15 protein-coding genes are annotated in these 14,971 nt (G+C 70.8%); 11 read left to right on the forward strand and 4 right to left on the reverse strand.

The annotated features are described in order from the left end of the window. Positions 1-418 (forward strand): TCP-1/cpn60 chaperonin family protein (locus AB0C30_RS43025; protein ID WP_357955020.1); only part of this gene is annotated, 418 nt, incomplete at its 5' end. A 160-nt stretch (positions 419-578) separates the two neighbouring features. Next, complete coding sequence (locus AB0C30_RS43030) at positions 579-1,376, forward strand: SDR family oxidoreductase (RefSeq protein WP_357955022.1); 798 nt, start codon at positions 579-581, stop codon at positions 1,374-1,376. A gap of 15 nt (positions 1,377-1,391) precedes the next feature. On the opposite strand, the gene AB0C30_RS43035 is transcribed toward AB0C30_RS43030, so the two are convergent. After that, positions 1,392-1,991: a TetR/AcrR family transcriptional regulator gene (locus tag AB0C30_RS43035; RefSeq protein ID WP_357955024.1), complete on the reverse strand. Its 600-nt coding sequence runs from the start codon at positions 1,989-1,991 to the stop codon at positions 1,392-1,394. Between the two features lie 277 nt (positions 1,992-2,268). Between AB0C30_RS43035 and AB0C30_RS43040 the strand changes: the two genes are divergently transcribed. Both AB0C30_RS43040 and AB0C30_RS43045 read left to right on the forward strand, forming a co-directional pair. Then, positions 2,269-2,667, forward strand: a complete 399-nt coding sequence (locus AB0C30_RS43040; protein ID WP_357955026.1) for a hypothetical protein — start codon at positions 2,269-2,271, stop codon at positions 2,665-2,667. Positions 2,668-2,689: 22 nt separating this feature from the next. Then, positions 2,690-3,631, forward strand: coding sequence for an MBL fold metallo-hydrolase (locus tag AB0C30_RS43045; protein ID WP_357955028.1), 942 nt, complete (start codon positions 2,690-2,692; stop codon positions 3,629-3,631). On the opposite strand, the gene AB0C30_RS43050 is transcribed toward AB0C30_RS43045, so the two are convergent. After that, entirely contained in the window at positions 3,597-4,169 is a 573-nt protein-coding gene (locus tag AB0C30_RS43050) for a TetR/AcrR family transcriptional regulator (protein WP_357955030.1), read from the reverse strand. The genes AB0C30_RS43045 and AB0C30_RS43050 overlap by 35 nt on opposite strands. Positions 4,170-4,261: 92 nt before the next feature. Between AB0C30_RS43050 and AB0C30_RS43055 the strand changes: the two genes are divergently transcribed. From AB0C30_RS43055 to AB0C30_RS43085, 7 genes are all read left to right on the forward strand, one after another. After that, entirely contained in the window at positions 4,262-4,657 is a 396-nt protein-coding gene (locus AB0C30_RS43055; protein ID WP_357955032.1) for a hypothetical protein, read from the forward strand. Continuing rightward, positions 4,651-5,127, forward strand: coding sequence for an alpha/beta fold hydrolase (locus AB0C30_RS43060; RefSeq protein WP_357955034.1), 477 nt, complete (start codon positions 4,651-4,653; stop codon positions 5,125-5,127). Before AB0C30_RS43055 ends, AB0C30_RS43060 begins: the two co-directional genes overlap by 7 nt. A gap of 27 nt (positions 5,128-5,154) precedes the next feature. Further along, on the forward strand, positions 5,155-5,727 hold the full coding sequence (locus AB0C30_RS43065; protein ID WP_357955036.1) for a TIGR03086 family metal-binding protein: 573 nt from the start codon (positions 5,155-5,157) through the stop codon (positions 5,725-5,727). Between the two features lie 103 nt (positions 5,728-5,830). Further along, the gene (locus tag AB0C30_RS43070) at positions 5,831-6,253 is read left to right on the forward strand and encodes a hypothetical protein (protein WP_357955038.1); all 423 of its coding nucleotides are present in this window, start codon (positions 5,831-5,833) and stop codon (positions 6,251-6,253) included. A 359-nt stretch (positions 6,254-6,612) separates the two neighbouring features. Next, positions 6,613-8,295: an FAD-binding protein gene (locus AB0C30_RS43075; protein ID WP_357955041.1), complete on the forward strand. Its 1,683-nt coding sequence runs from the start codon at positions 6,613-6,615 to the stop codon at positions 8,293-8,295. 252 nt (positions 8,296-8,547) lie between these two features. Then, complete coding sequence (locus tag AB0C30_RS43080; RefSeq protein WP_357955043.1) at positions 8,548-9,834, forward strand: sensor histidine kinase; 1,287 nt, start codon at positions 8,548-8,550, stop codon at positions 9,832-9,834. After that, on the forward strand, positions 9,831-10,490 hold the full coding sequence (locus tag AB0C30_RS43085) for a response regulator transcription factor (protein WP_357955045.1): 660 nt from the start codon (positions 9,831-9,833) through the stop codon (positions 10,488-10,490). Before AB0C30_RS43080 ends, AB0C30_RS43085 begins: the two co-directional genes overlap by 4 nt. A 164-nt stretch (positions 10,491-10,654) precedes the next feature. Here the strand turns inward: AB0C30_RS43085 and AB0C30_RS43090 are convergent, their stop codons facing one another. Then, on the reverse strand, positions 10,655-11,005 hold the full coding sequence (locus AB0C30_RS43090) for a hypothetical protein (protein ID WP_357955047.1): 351 nt from the start codon (positions 11,003-11,005) through the stop codon (positions 10,655-10,657). Then, positions 11,005-14,961: a hypothetical protein gene (locus AB0C30_RS43095; protein ID WP_357955049.1), complete on the reverse strand. Its 3,957-nt coding sequence runs from the start codon at positions 14,959-14,961 to the stop codon at positions 11,005-11,007. Before AB0C30_RS43095 ends, AB0C30_RS43090 begins: the two co-directional genes overlap by 1 nt. Positions 14,962-14,971 lie beyond the last annotated feature (10 nt).

Consider the following 14,971-nt stretch of genomic DNA (forward strand, 5'->3'; position numbering starts at 1 on the left):
CAACGCGAAGGCGGCCGTCGAGGAGGGCATCGTCCCCGGCGGTGGCGTGGCGCTGCTGCAGGCGGGCGCCAAGGCGTTCGACAAGCTCGAGCTCACCGGCGACGAGGCCACCGGTGCCGCGATCGTGAAGAAGGCGCTCGAGGAGCCGCTGAAGCAGATCGCCGTCAACGCCGGCCTCGAGGGCGGCGTCGTGGTGGAGAAGGTCCGCAACCTGACCCCGGGTGAGGGCCTCAACGCCGCTACGGGCGAATACGTCAACATGTTCGAGGCGGGCATCATCGACCCGGCCAAGGTGACGCGCTCGGCGCTGCAGAACGCCGCTTCCATCGCGGCGCTCTTCCTCACCACCGAGGCGGTCATCGCCGAGAAGCCCGAGAAGACCCCTGCCGCCCCCGTCGGCGGAGACATAGAGTTCTAGGCCGGATCGTCGGGTGGGACCGCTCAGCATTACCTGGTCCCACCCAATCCGGAGCGCTGCTCACCCGGTGAGCCGTCGGTGAGCGTGCGGTGAGCCACTGCCGCCACTGTTGAGCCATCGCCGGATCCGCCGAGGGCCGGCCGCTGAACGAGGAGCAGAGATGAACAGTCTGACCGGCAAGACCGCGCTGGTGACCGGAGGATCCCGGGGAATCGGCCGGGCGGTCGCGCTGCGACTGGCCGCCGAGGGCGCCCTGGTCGCCGTCCACTACGGCGACAACGACGACGCGGCCAAGCAGACAGTGGCGCGGATCGAGCAGGCAGGCGGCCGGGCGTTCGCCGTGCAGGCCCGGTTCGGCGACGATGGCGCGGTGGACCGCCTGTTCGAGAGCCTGGCCGAGGGGCTGGCTAGCAGCGGTCTGGCCGAGGGACCGGCGGGCGGCGGCCTGGACATCCTGGTCAACAACGCGGGCATCGGCTCGGTCAACCCGATCGCGCAGGTCACACCGGAGGAGTTCGGCAGGCTGCTCACGATCAACGTCAGCACACCGTTCTTCGTGATCCAGCGCGCGCTGCCGCTGCTGAACGACGGCGGCCGCATCATCAACATGGGCTCGGTGGCCAGCCGCTTCGCGGTCTCCACGCAGATCGCCTACAACCTCAGCAAGGCGGCACTGGAGTCGATGGCCCCGTCCCTGGCCAATGAGCTCGGCAGGCGCGGCATCACGGTGAACACGGTCGCGCCCGGCGCGGTGCGTACCGACATGACCGCGGGCTACAACACCATCCCCGAGGCGGTCGCCGCGATCGAAGCGATCACCGCGCTCGGCCGGCTCGGCGAGCCCGAGGACGTCGCGGACGTCGTCGGCTTCCTGGCGGGCCCGCAGGGCCGATGGGTGACCGGCCAGACCATCGACGTCTCGGGCGGCACCTACCTCGGCCCGATCGCCACGGCATGACGCATTCCCCGGGGATCAGCTAACCGCCCGCGGAACGCGGCCGTCGCGAAGCAGTCCGTCCATGAGGACCGCCAGCATTTGCCCGATACCGGCCCGGTCGGCGGGCGCCTGCTCGTGGGCCCAGGCGACACCGGCAGCGAGGCGCAGGATCGTCGAGGCGTCGATGTCATCCCGGACAGCGCCGTCGCGCTGGGCCGTTGCCACGAGTTCGTATGCCGCGGCGCGCATGGCATGGCAGGCCGAGTCCGATGGCGGCGTCTCGTTGTGGAGCGCCGTGGTGACGGTTGCCGCCAGCCCTCGATACGTCATGAGGTGGTCGACGAAGAGCTTCAACCAGGCCGCGAGCGCTTCGTGCGGCGAGCGCTCGGCCTGTAGCTCGGTGGCCGCGGCGGCGAGGGCCTGGTAGCGGTTGTCGAGGACGGCCTCCACCAGCGCCTCGCGGGTGGGGAAGTGGCGGTAAAGAGTGCCCGAACCCACGTCGGCGTCGCGGGCGATGTCATCGAGCGAGGCCTCCACGCCCGCGCGAGCGAACGCCGCGCTCGCCGCGGCGAGCAACCGAGCCCGATTGCGCTGCGCGTCTGCCCGCATCGCACGCGGTGCCCTCGTGTCGCTCATAGCTCCCCTTTCGGCCGAAGCGATTGTACCGGGGACTATCTCCGGATAGCATCACGCTTACCGGAGACAGTCCCCGGATATCAGTCGTCGGGTGCGCGGAGGTTTCGGTGGTGATCACAGAAGTGAAGGCGAAGCTGGGACGCGTGGGAGTGTGGCTTGGCGGGCCCCACGTGCACGGCACTCCGGTCGAGAGCTGGCGCAACGCCGTGAGGCGCATTGAACTTCGGCCCCGGTCGAACACACCGCACTTGTCCGTGAGGCTCTGGGGAGCGATAAGTTGCTCATCCCCGAGCAGGCGTTCATCATCGAACCCGATCCCGAGCAAGCCCGTGCCATCGCTCGACGGTATCGAGGCAAGACCGGCCCCGATTCGCCGTACACGCGCAACTGGTTACGTCTCGGCTACAGCCGGCAGGACATCGCCGACGGGGGAAGCGATCGGCTGGTCGACGCGCTGGTCGCTTGGGGCACCCCGGAGGCCGTCGCCGCGCGCGTTCAAGCGCAACTCGACGCCGGCGCCGATCATGTGCTCGTCCATCCCATCGCCGATGACCTGACCACGGCCATTAGGCAACTCGAACAACTCGCGTCCGCCTTGCCACGTGGATTCGTATTCGCGAACAGTTGGACCTCGGGCCCTACCAGGGCCCGAGACCCCGCTCCGGCGCTTCCCTGACGAATATGGGGAAGTAACGAACATGCGGTCACCATCTACCGGCACGCCCGGCGCGATCTCCTGGACCGTGGGCGACATCACGATCCACCGGGTGGACGAGATCGCCTTGCCTCCCCAGACCGGCGCCTGGCTGCTGCCCGGCGCCACCGCGGACGTCGTCGCGCGGCACGCCTGGCTGCGGCCCGACTTCGCCGACCGGGACGGCGTCCTGCGCCTGGTCAGCCAGAGCTTCGCGATCTCGGCCGACGGGCTGCGCATCCTGGTGGACACCGGGATCGGCAACGGCAAGACGCGGGCGAACCCGGCGTGGCACGACCTCCGGACCGGCTACCTCGATCGCCTCGTGGCCGCGGGCTTCCCGCCCGAGTCCGTCGACATGGTGATCCTGACCCACCTGCACACCGATCATGTCGGTTGGAACACCCGGGCGGAGGGTGGCGAATGGGTGCCGACCTTCCCCCGCGCCCGTTACCTGACCTCTCGCGCGGAGAGGGACTTCTGGGCCGGATGCGACATGGACGAGGCACGGCGGCAGATGTTCCGCGACTCCGTGCATCCGATCGAAGAGGCGGGGCTGCTCGACCTGGTACCCGTCCCGGCCGAGGTCGCCCTCGGCGTGCACCTGGTTTCCACGCCGGGTCACACCCCGGGTCACGTCGCGGTCCGGCTGACCAGCGGCGGCGAGAGCGCGCTGATCACCGGCGACTGCGTGCACCACCCCGTCCAACTGCTGTACCCCGACATCGGCAGCTGTGTCGACATCGACCCCGAGCAGGCCACGGCCACCCGCCGCGCCCTGCTCGCCTCGCTCGCCGGCACCGGCGCCCTCGTGCTGGGCACCCACTTTCCCCCGCCGACCGCGGGCCGCCTGATCGCCGACGGCCCGGCCTACCGGCTGGTGCCCGTCCCGCCAGCAGGGGAGCGTTCACCTAGTCGGCCAGAAGGCGGTCGACCAGGGCGTTGACGTAGTCGGGGGTGAGTGGGCCCGTGCCGAACAGGACGCGGACGTACATCGGGGCCAAGAGGTGGTCGAGGATGTCCAGGCCCTCGGGTGGACGTTCGCCGCGGTCTCGGGCGCGGTCCAGCATGCCCTGCAGTTGGCGTCCGCGTTCGGCCACGAACGCGTCTCTTGCCTGTACGCCGGCCTCTCCCCCGGTGGACAAGGCGATGACCAGGCGCAGCACCGCCAGCCCGTCGGGCCCGGTCACGTCGCGCGCGACGCCGGCCGCGTACGCGCGCAGGTCGCCTTCCAAACTGCCGGTATCCGGTATGGGCGAGGTGGTGGTGAGCCAGGTGATCGCCACGTCCGTGAGCAGGGCCTCCAGGGTGCCCCAGCGGCGATAGACGCTGGTGTCGGCCACTCCGGCGCGGGTGGCGACGTCACCGACGGTGAAGTTGCCGTGGCCGCGTTCGGCGATCAGATCGGTGACCGCGTGGTGCACTGCGGCTCGTACGCGGGCGCTGCGCCCGCCGGGCCGGCGTGTCGGCTGCTGTTCCACCATGCCCGCAGCTTAACGCAGTCACGACTTGCGTTTGCGAGTGATGGCGCCCTAAAGTCCCCCTAACGCAGTCGCTTGCTGCTTTAGGAGTGGCCATGCCCCCGCTGTTCTTTCCCGACAACCCTCAGTTCTGGTACGAGACCCTGCGCACCTTCGGGCACATCGCCTACGGCGGCGCCGACTTCGGCGAGGACGTGATCACCTGTCAGCGGATCACCGCCGGTGACTACGACAGCTGGCACGACGAGTGGCCGGCCACCGCCGACCGGGCGGCCACCGAAGGGCGCCAGGCGGCGGCGCTGTTCGCCCCGGTCATCCAGCCGGTGGAGATCCCGTACGAGGGCACCGTCCTGCCCGGCTACCTGTACCGTGCCGACGACTCCGCCACGGCCAGGCCGACCGTGGTCATGCACAACGGGTTCGACGGCACGGTGGAGGAGATGCACTTCTTCGGCGCGGCCACGGCCGTCGACGCGGCTACACCGTGCTGACCTTCGACGGCCCCGGTCAGCCGGGCACCCGCCACCATCAGGGCCTGATGTTCCGTCCCGACTGGGAGAACGTGGTCGGCCCCGTACTGGACCACGCCCTGACCCGCCCCGAAGTCGACGGCACCCGCGTCGCGCTGCTCGGCTGCAGCATGGGCGGCCTGCTCGCGCCCCGAGCCGCTGCCTTCGACCAGCGCGTCGCCGCGCTCATCGCCTTGGACGGGGTCTATGACCTGGGCGACATCTCCACCGCGCCCCTCCCCTTTGCCCGCGCCGAGGCCGAGCGCCGTCTGCGTGCCGAGCACGATCCGGAGCTGGACGCCATCATGACGGCGTCCATGGCCGCCGCGCCCATGCTGCGCTGGGCCGTCGAGCACGGCATGTACGCCATGGGTAGCGAAACCCCGCGCGCGTTCGGCGCCGCCTACCTGGACTACCACCTGCGCGACGGCATCGCCGAGAAGATCGCCTGATCCCCCGCTCCCTTCCTGGAGAACGACATGACCATCGCCATGATCGACCGCGCTCTCGACATGACCGCCGCCATCGTCAAAGGCATCACCGACAGCCGGCTCCACGCTCCCACCCCCTGCGCCGGCTGGGACGTGCGTACAGAGCTCAACCACATGGTCGGCGGCATGCGCGTCTTCGCCGCCGAGCTCACCGCGACCGACGCGGGCGGCGAGCACGAGGATGACTGGCTCGGCACCGACCCGCGGGCCGCCTTCGCCACCGCGGCCGACCTCGACCGCGCCGCCTGGCATCGCCCGGCCGCCCTCGACACCACCGTACGTTTGGGGTTCGGGGCCGTACCGGGGCCGATGGCCGCCCTCATCCACCTCACCGAAGTCCTCGTCCACGGCGTCGACCTGGCGCTCGCCACCGATCAGGAGCATCTCGTCGACGAACGGTCGTGCGGCGAGCTGCTCACGATCATGCACGGCATGGACTTCGACGCCTTCCGCCGCCCTGGCATGTTCGGCCCCTCGGTCCCCGCCCCCGCCGACGCCCCCGCACACCGGCAACTACTGGCCTTCCTCGGCCGCGACGTCCCAGCCCGCCGCCGGCGATGAGTTCGCGGCACGCGTCCGGTCTACCCTTCCGACCACACGTCAACGGGAGGTAGCCGTGACAGCAGCGCGACACACAGCCAACCTGCGGTTGCAGAGCCTGGAAGTGCTCGTCGGGGAGTGGGACATGGCGGCATCGATCGACGGGCAGCCGATGGGCCGGTGCACGGCGATGTTCACCTGGCACGACAGCCGGGGATTCCTCATCATGCGCGTCGATCCCCCTCAGGCGATCGCCCCGGAATGGCAGGAGAGCTCGCCGTTTCCGATCGATGCCGCCATCGGTCTCGACGACCACAGTGGGGCCTTCGCCATGCTGTACGCCGATGCGCGGGGAGTCTGCAGGATCTACCAGATGAGCTTCGAGGACGGTCGCTGGGAGATGCGGGGACAGGCAGGGCCGGGCTTTCACCAGCGCTTCGAGGCAACGATCCGTGGCGACGGCCGCCTTGTCACCGGACGATGGGACGCCTCCAGCGACGGCGAAACCTGGAAGCCTGACTTCGAGGTCACCTACGTGAAGAGGTGAGGCGGGTTCGCAGGCCGGATCGCCCAGCGGTATCGGCAGGCCACGACCGACCTCTGGGAGGGCGCCGAGTTCTGGGAGGGCGCCGAGCTCTCTCGCCCGACCTCATGACCACAGTCGGCGCCCACCCACGGCCGCGCGCCCGACCTCCTGTCCGAAGGGCGCCCCACCCCGTGGCCGCGCGCGTCCGACCTCGTGGTCACAGGGACTGAAGCAATCCGCTGCCGGTCAGCCGATGGGTGGGGCGGATCAGCCGTTCGGAGGGGCGGAGAGTTGAGCCGCTGATTCATGCCACGGGTTGATGTGTGCCGTGCCGCCTGCTTGAGAGGCTGACGACCTCCAATCGGAAAGGGGCGAGTCACATGTCAGAAGTGGGCGACGGGCGTACGAGCCTGCCGGGCGCCGCAGCGGTGAGTCGTCGTGGACTGCTTGCCGGTGCGGGTGCCGCGGCGATCACCGCGGCGGGCACGTGGGGTGCCGAGGCGGCGTTGGCGCAATCGGGCGCGGCGGGGCCTGCTGCGGCGGAAGCGGAAGCGGCGATATTCGGGCCGGTGACAGTACGTCCGGGGGACTTTCGCTACGACAACCTGTTGCGTGGCAACAACTTCCGGTTCGTCGGCCGGCCGGAGGAGATCCGCGTGGTCGGGTCGACCGATCAGGTGGTGCGCGCGGTGTCGGAGGCGGTGCGGTCCGGCCGACGGGTCGCGGTGCGCAGCGGCGGGCACTGCTTCGAGAACTTCACCGCCGATCCGGCGGTCCGGGTGCTGCTGGACCTCTCGCCGATGGACGCGGTCGGCTATGACGCCGACCGTCGGGCGTTCGCCGTGCAACCCGGAGCCAACCTCGGTCAGGTGTACCGGACGCTGCTCAAAGGCTGGGGCGTGACGATCCCTGGGGGCAGTTGCCCGGAGGTGGGTGCCGGTGGGCACTTCGCGGGCGGCGGATACGGACCGCTGTCCAGGCGCTACGGCTCGGTGGTGGATCACCTGTACGGCGTGGAGGTCGTGGTGGTCGACCGCGACGGCACCGCCCGCGCGGTGGTCGCCACCCGCGAGCCGGACGACCCGCGCCGCGACCTGTGGTGGGCGCACACCGGTGGTGGCGGCGGCAACTTCGGCGTGGTCACCCGCTACTGGCTGCGCTCCCCCGGCGTCGCCGGCACCGACCCGTCCCAGCTGCTGCCGGCGGCGCCGCAGCGGATGCTGCAGCACGTGGTCATCTGGTCCTGGGAGCATATGACCGAAAAGGCACTTACCGGGCTGCTGCGTAACTTCGGGACCTGGCATGAGCGCAACAGCGCGCCCGGCTCTCCGCACGCCGGGCTGTACGGGATCCTCCAGCTGTCGCACCGCGCCGGCGGAACCGTCATGCTGGTCGCGCAGATCGACGCGGACCTCCCCAACGCCGACAGCATGGTGACCGGCTTCGCGTCCGCGGTGACCGCTGGCATCGACCTCACACCGGCGCTCGACATCCGGCGGACGATGCCCTGGTTACACCGGATGACCTGGCCGGGCAGCGGCGAGCCGGGTGACGTGATCATCCGGCGATACAAGATCAAGGCCGGCTACCTGCGACGATCATTCACCGAGACCCAACTCGCGGCCGTCCATCGCAACCTGACCAACTCCACCGGCGGCTCCAACGCCGGCATGCTGCTCATCGGCTACGGCGGCCAGGTCCGCGCGATAGCCCCAGGGGCCACCGCGATCGCCCAGCGAGACGTGGTCATGAAGGCGGTCTACCAGACGATCTGGGAAGACGAAAAGGACGACAAGGCCAACCTCGCCTGGGTCCGCGGCTTCTACCACGACGTGTACGCCGAGACCGGCGGTGTGCCCGTGCCCGGCGAGGTCAACGACGGTTCCTACATCAACTACCCGGACGCCGACCTGGCCGACCCGGCGTGGAACACCTCAGGTGTGCCCGCGCACACGCTCTACTACAAGGACAACTACCCACGCCTCCAACGGGTGAAGGCCCGGTGGGACCCGCGCAACGTCTTCCGGCACGCCCTGGCCATCGAGCCTCCTCAGGCGGGCTGAGCCGCGTAGGGACGTGCCGATGTGAAGGCCAGATTGCCCGTTGGAGGTCGGCACCGGATGAGCGATTCAGCGGCATCGAGCCTCCCCAGGCGGGCTGAGCCGCGTAGGGACGTGCCGATGTGGAGGTTAGATTCCCCGCTCGGGGGCCAGCGACGGATGTGGAGGCCGCGGATGTGCGATCCAGCGACACGGTGGCCCGTACCGGTGACCGTCGGCCCGTATGCCTTGCTGACGCTTCTGGCTGGTGTCACCGTGGCCATCAAGCGGTCGGCGGGCGCGTCCCCGCTCGTCGACCTAGTGCTGTGCGCGTTGCTGGCGGCGTGGATGCTAGGGGTCTTCACACTCCGTCCCGCCTGGCGCGAGCGTGTGCCGGTGATGGCCGTGTTCTTCACCGTGCTGATCCTGCTCACGGCGATTCTGGTGGTCAGGGACCCGTGGTTCGGGTTTTTCACCCCTGTCGGATACATCTACGCCTTCCGGGTGCTGCGCTGGCCGTGGCAACCGGCCGGCGTCGCGGCGGTGGCGATGGTGGCGGGCACGGCGCAGGCGTACGACGTGGACAAGACCACACCCGTGGGGCTGATCACGTATGTGGCTGTCATGGCTGCGAATGTGATCCCTATGTGTGGCTTCGCCTGGTTCGCTCGGCGTAGTGCCCAGCAGAACGACGAGCGCAAGCGGGCGCTGGAAGAGGCGCGCGAAGCGAACCGCAGGCTGGAGACGACGCTGACAGAGAACGCGGCCCTGCACGAGCAGTTACTGGCGCAGGCCAGGCAGGCCGGCGTGCACGACGAGCGGCGGCGGATGGCGCGGGAGATTCACGACACGCTGGCGCAGGGTCTCACCGGCATCATCACCCAACTGCACGCGGCCGAGCACGCCGGCGACGACCCGGCGGAATGGCGCCGGCACATCGAAGCCGCGACCAGGCTGGCCGGGGAGAGCCTGTCCGAGGCGCGGCGATCGGTGGACGCGCTGCGTCCTGAGCCGCTGCGGACCGCGCGGCTGGGCGAGGCGCTGGCGAGCGTGGCCAGACGCTGGTCGGCACTGCACGAGATCCCGGTCCAGGTCACGACGACCGGCACGGCGCGGCCGATGCGCCCGGAGGCCGAGGTCGCGCTGCTCAGAACCGCGCAGGAGGCGCTGACGAACGTGGCCAAGCACGCGCGGGCGACCCGGGCGGGGGTGACACTGTCGTACATGGAACACGAGGTCGCTCTGGACGTGCGCGACGACGGTGTCGGCTTCGATCCGGCCCACCTCAGGGACAGCGACGGCGGCGGCTCCGGACCAGCCCGGCCCGGAGATGGCGGTGGAGGCTTCGACGCGGGCCGCCTGAGGGACAGCGGTGGCGGGTTCGGTCCGGCGCGGCTCAGGGATGGCGGTGGCGATGGTCCGCGTACGGCTCACCTTGGGTTTGGGCTGATCGCGATGCGGCAGCGGATCGAGGGCCTGTCAGGCACGCTGCAGGTGGAGTCGGAGCCAGGTGCCGGCACGGGGATCTCGGCCCGCGTCCCCGCCGAGTGGGCCGAGTCATGAGCCGCCCGGATAGCGTGATCAGACTGCTGGTCGTCGACGATCATCCGGTGGTCCGAGATGGCTTGAGCAGCATGTTCGCCCGCGATCCGGACTTCGAGGTGGTCGGGGAGGCCGCCGATGGAGCCGAGGCGGTCCGGCTCGCCGAGACGCTACGGCCGGATGTGGTCCTCATGGATCTGCGGATGCCTGGCATGGACGGCGTGAGCGCGACAAGAGCGCTGGCCGGGGGCGGGACTGGGGTGCGCGTGCTGGTGCTCACCACATATGACACCGACAGCCACGTGCTGCCCGCGATCGAGGCGGGTGCCACCGGCTACCTGCTCAAGGACGCTCCCCGTGACGAGCTCCTGCGGGCGGTCCGGGCGACGGCTCGGGGTGAGGCGGTTCTCGCGCCGTCGGCGGCGGCTCTGCTCATGAGCCGGGTACGCTCCTCCGCCTCGGGGCCGCTCAGCCAGCGGGAGCTCGAAGTGCTCCAGCTGGTGGCGGCCGGTGGCACGAACCGGGAGGCGGCGGCGCAGCTGTTCATTACGGAGGCCACAGTCAAATCCCACCTGCTGAACATCTACGGCAAGCTTGGCGTCGGCGACCGCGCCGCCGCCGTCACCGAGGCGTTCAACCGAGGACTGCTCGTCCCCCGAGCACCGGAACAACCCTGACGCGGTAGCGGTGTGGCACAGCTGCCAGGAGGGCACGCCGGTGCGCGCTCCAGCGCACACCGGCGCGGCCCAGACGAGGCGGACCTGTCCGGGTGGCCCGGAAGGTTCACCTGCCCATGTGGGTGGCCGCCGGTCTCAGTTCATCCGCCCGGAGGCGGCAGAGCTCAGGTCGTTCCCTTCCTGTCGGTGGATTTCGCCACATCTTCGGCCATGAGAGCCAGGACTTTGACGTGGCCGATGAGGAAACGCCGGGCGGGCTCAGGCAGCGTGAGCCCCAGGCCCGACTCGGCCGCGGGGGCCAGTCGCTCGCGCAGGGCTCGCATGATCTGCGCGCGCCCGGCCTCCGGCAGCCTTCGCAGGTCGACGGCGCCAAGGGGGGCGCTGAGGACCAGTTCGAGCTGTTCCTTGGTGGCCGCGTCCTCGATGGATTCCAGCAGGAACGCGACCACCCATTCGAACGGCCCGGACGACGCGGTCCACGCGTACTCGTCGGAGACGAAGATGTCGCTCGCCATCAGGGACCACCCACGATGAAGACGTTGCGGCCCAGCGGTTCAATGAAGGCCTTCACCGTTTCGATCTGGGCGGGCGTGAACAGAGAGACGTCGACTGGCACGAATTGCGCCTTCCCCACGTGCGACTGAATCTGGGCCTGCAGGCCCGGCCATTGCTCCGCGAAGCGCTCTGCGGTAAGTCCGCTGCCCACCGCATCATAGGACCGCCCGTACTGGTCGAACCAGTCCTCGCTCGCGCCGCTCGACCGGGAGAGCCGCACCCCGCGCGCTTGCTCGATGCGGAGTGCAGTTTGCATCTCGGGTTTCCTGAATCTCTGTTGCGCCATGTCCCACCCCAGCGACCTGCGGCGCACCAACTCCACCAGCTGGGCTCTGAGGCTGTCGAGCGTGACCTTTGCGCCCTCGAGTGCCTCGAGATCGGCCACCGCCTGCGCTTCGAGCCCGCGCACCGTCCCCTGTTCGAGGCCCGTCTCGGCCTCCAGGCCCGCCACCGCCTCCTCGACACCGACTCCCGTGCGCACGGAGTTCCGGAAGGCGACCACGCTCTTGGCGATCTTGCCGATGACCAGCGGGCCCAGGATTTCGCCGGCGACCCAGGCGCAGCCTGAGGCCTTGAAGTTGGCGCAATCGATGACGTCGCCGAGCACGATGTGCACCAGGTTGTTGAACGACTCCTGGATCACCTTCCGCACGTCCATGTGCAGCGTGCGGTGCTCGATGAAGTCGACGTCCTTGGCGACCAGGTTGTCGCGGACGCAGTCCGCGTCGGACGCACTCGTCATCTGGCACGTGATGACGCTGTAGTACACCGTCCCGTGGATGTGCAGCGGGATGTCGATGTCGCAGGTCCCGTCACCGCCCCAGCCGGTGGTGCACGACCCGCTCCAGGAGTCGACGGTCAGGTCGGTCGCCACCTCCGTCAGCGCGAAGCCGCCCTCCCAGGTGGCGATCCGCTGCCTTTCCTTGGTCTGCTTGCGCGCCTCTGCCTCGGCCCTGATCGCCGCGGCTTGCGCCTCCTCAGCGCTCTGCCGCGCGTTCTTGGCGGCTTCCTCCGCGGCTGTCGCGTCGGCTTCCGCCTTGGAGGCGACGTCGCGGGCGGTGGCGGCGTCGCTCTCCGCCGCGCTGGCGGCAGCGCGGGCCGAGGCGGCGTCCAGTTCGGCCGCGTCGGCCGAGTCGCGGGCGTCGCTGGCGTACCCTTCGGCTGCGGTGGCCGCCGAGGCGGCGGCCGCGGCGTCGGCGGTGGCGCTGCGGTCGTACTCGACGGTGTTGGCCTCGGCCTTCACCGCTGCCTTGGCCGCGGCCGCCGCCTCCGCCGCCGAGGCCTGCGCCTGGGCGAGCGAGGCCACGGCCTTGGCCGCGGACTGCGCGGCTTCGGATGCCGCGACAGCGGCGGCCTTGGCGTCGGCGTCGGCCTGCTCGGCCAGGAGCGCGGCCTCCTTGGCGGCCTTGTTCGCCTGGGTGGACTTGGCCTGGGCGACGGCGGCCTGCTGGGCGGCGAGCGTCTTGGACGCCTGGGCGGTCAGTACGGCCAGGCCGGCCGAGGCGTCGGTCTCCTTGTATGGGGAGCCGAGCTCGATGGCGTCGTTGGCCGGCTTGATGACCTGGGCGGCCGAGTCGCGGGTGGCCACGGCCGCCTGGGCGGTGGCGTAGGCGAACCCCGCGGTGCGGACCGCGCTGACGTGCGCGGCGTCGGCCTCCTTGCGGGCGGCGAGGGCGTCGGTCCTGGCCTTGACCGCGTTCGCCACGGCGGTGTCGGCGTAGGCCTTGGCCTCGCGGGCGTTGATTCCCGCGGCCCACGAGGCCGCGATGGCGTCGGCCGCCGCGGCGTGGGCCTTCTTGACGGCCTCGTTGGTGATCGCCACGTCGCGCTGGGCCGCGTCGGAGGCGGACCGGGCGCGGGCGGCGGAGGCCTCGGCGCGCGTGGCCGCCTCGCGGGCGGCGGCCGCGGCCGCGGTGGCCTGGTCGGCGGCGGCGCGGGCGTTGGTCGCGGCGGTGGTCGCCCGGTCGGCCGCGGAACGCGCCTGCGTAGCGGCGGTTCTGGCGCCGTCAGCGGCATCGGTGCCCTCGGCGGCGGCGGCGTACGCCTCGCGGGCGGAGGCCTTGGCCTGCAGGGTGTCCCGGGTGCTCTCGGCCTCCAGGGCGGTGGTACGGGCCGCGGCCGCCGTGCGCTCGGCCTGCTCCGCCCTTTCCCTCTTCTCGGCGGCCGTGTTACCGGCACCTTGGGCGGCGCTGAGCGCGTTGGCGGCGTTGGTGCGTTCGGTTTGGGCTCTGGCCTCGGCGTTGGCGGCGTTGGTCCGCTGCTGGGCGGCGATGTTCTTCTGCCGCTCGGCGTTGTCGCGCTCGGTCTCGGCGATCTCCCGCTTGGCTTTGGCGTCGGCGGCGGCGTTCTTGGCCGTCTGCTCGGCGTCCTCGGCCCTGGCCTGGGCGTTCTTGGCCTTGGTCGCGTTCTCGGCCGCGAGTGCGGCCTGCGTGGCGGCGCCTTCGGCGGCGGCCTTGGCCTGCGCGGCGGCCTCCTGGGCGGCCATCCGCCGGAACTCCGCCCGTGAGGCGTGCGCCTGCGTCTCGGCCAGCGCCATCAGCGTCTTGCTGTCGGCGGCCGAGGCGCGGGTGGCGTTGGCGGCGGTCTCGGTGGCCTTGGCCACGGCCTGCGTGGCGGCGGCCGAAGCCCTGGTCACCTGGACGGCCTGCTGGCCGTAGAGCAGGCCGCGGCCTCGGGGCAGGCTGGCGGCGTCGGCGATGGCGTACGCGGCCTGCTGGGCGGCCACGGCCGCGGCGGCGTGCCGCTGCGCCGACTGCGCGGCCCGCGAGGCGACGAACACCCGGCCCAGCGCCATCGCCTGGGCCTTGACGATGTCGTTCTTGACCTTGGCGAACACCGCCGCGCTCGGATAGGACGGGGTTCCGGAGGGTTGCTTGAGCCAGTAGGCCTGCCAGTCGGCCAGCCGGACACCGATGATCGACTGGCCCAGCGCCTCGCCCAGGGCATGGGCGGCGACCTGGAGGTCGGCGGCGGCCTGGGCCTCCTCGGCAAGGATGCTGTCACGCTGGGCGCGCTGGCCGTCGACCTCCTGCTGCCACTCCGCCGAGGCCTTGGCGAACTCAGCGGTCAGCACCTCGTGCGGGTCCGGCGGGTTGTCGGTGGCGCAGGAGGCGTAGCGGGCCTTGAGGTTCTCGACGTCGACCCGGAACTCCATGCTGTCCGGATCGGGCGCGCTGGTCGGGAAGCCGCCGCGCTCCAGGAAAGCCCGCGCGTCGTCGGCGTACATGGGGTGCAGGAAGGACATGTCCTTCCACGCGTCCCGCCCCTTGTCGTCCTCGCCGTCTGCGGGGTAACGCTCCTTGGCGATCGCGTTGACCGCGTCCACGGACTCCTTGGCGGCCAGCGGGGTCTGGTCGGCGTAGAAGTCCTCCTCTTCCGTCCAGTACTGGCCGTCGACCCAAGAGGTCAGGCCTACCTTGCTGAACGGGTTGTCCTTCTGCTCGATCCACTGGAACGCGGCGTCCGTGTAGCCCTTCGGGGGCGGGACGTTGAGCGACTCCTCCCAGACGGTGTGCCGGTCCTGAAGCTCGTTCAGTTTGACCGAGGCCCGCTCTTCGTCCTGCTCGTAGGCGGTGTGCAGCGGGGTCGACGGGGTGGTCTCGTAGTCGGGGGCGGCGTTGCGCAGCAGGACGTCGTCCGTGCCGCCCAGCCCGGCGCGGGCGACGGCCTTCAGGTCCTGGCCGCCCTTGCGCTGTACGGCGGTGAGCAGGCACTGGGCCGCGCGGACCGACGCGGCGTGCGCGAGGTCGTACTCGGCGGCGTCGGCGAAGGCGAGCGCCGGGCCGGCGCCGGGCAGCGGCGCGAACTGCACGCCGGCGATGACGACGCCGACGGAGGTGAGGGCCGCGGCGGTGGCGCGCAGCCGTCCTAAAAGAGGGCGCCGGGTACGGCGCGATGAAGCAGTGGTGGTGTGCATGGTCAGCTTT

The organism is Nonomuraea sp. NPDC048901 (assembly GCF_040649695.1).
In the GTDB taxonomy this organism is placed as follows: domain Bacteria; phylum Actinomycetota; class Actinomycetes; order Streptosporangiales; family Streptosporangiaceae; genus Nonomuraea.

Coding starts and splice junctions, on each gene's coding strand:
- AB0C30_RS43095 (WP_357955049.1), bottom strand. CDS start 14,961: ATGCACACCACCACTGCTTCATCGCGCCGTACCCGGCGCCCTCTTTTA.
- AB0C30_RS43055 (WP_357955032.1), top strand. CDS start 4,262: ATGCCCCCGCTGTTCTTTCCCGACAACCCTCAGTTCTGGTACGAGACC.
- AB0C30_RS43050 (WP_357955030.1), bottom strand. CDS start 4,169: ATGGTGGAACAGCAGCCGACACGCCGGCCCGGCGGGCGCAGCGCCCGC.
- AB0C30_RS43090 (WP_357955047.1), bottom strand. CDS start 11,005: ATGGCGAGCGACATCTTCGTCTCCGACGAGTACGCGTGGACCGCGTCG.
- AB0C30_RS43045 (WP_357955028.1), top strand. CDS start 2,690: ATGCGGTCACCATCTACCGGCACGCCCGGCGCGATCTCCTGGACCGTG.
- AB0C30_RS43065 (WP_357955036.1), top strand. CDS start 5,155: ATGACCATCGCCATGATCGACCGCGCTCTCGACATGACCGCCGCCATC.
- AB0C30_RS43030 (WP_357955022.1), top strand. CDS start 579: ATGAACAGTCTGACCGGCAAGACCGCGCTGGTGACCGGAGGATCCCGG.
- AB0C30_RS43085 (WP_357955045.1), top strand. CDS start 9,831: ATGAGCCGCCCGGATAGCGTGATCAGACTGCTGGTCGTCGACGATCAT.
- AB0C30_RS43075 (WP_357955041.1), top strand. CDS start 6,613: ATGTCAGAAGTGGGCGACGGGCGTACGAGCCTGCCGGGCGCCGCAGCG.
- AB0C30_RS43035 (WP_357955024.1), bottom strand. CDS start 1,991: ATGAGCGACACGAGGGCACCGCGTGCGATGCGGGCAGACGCGCAGCGC.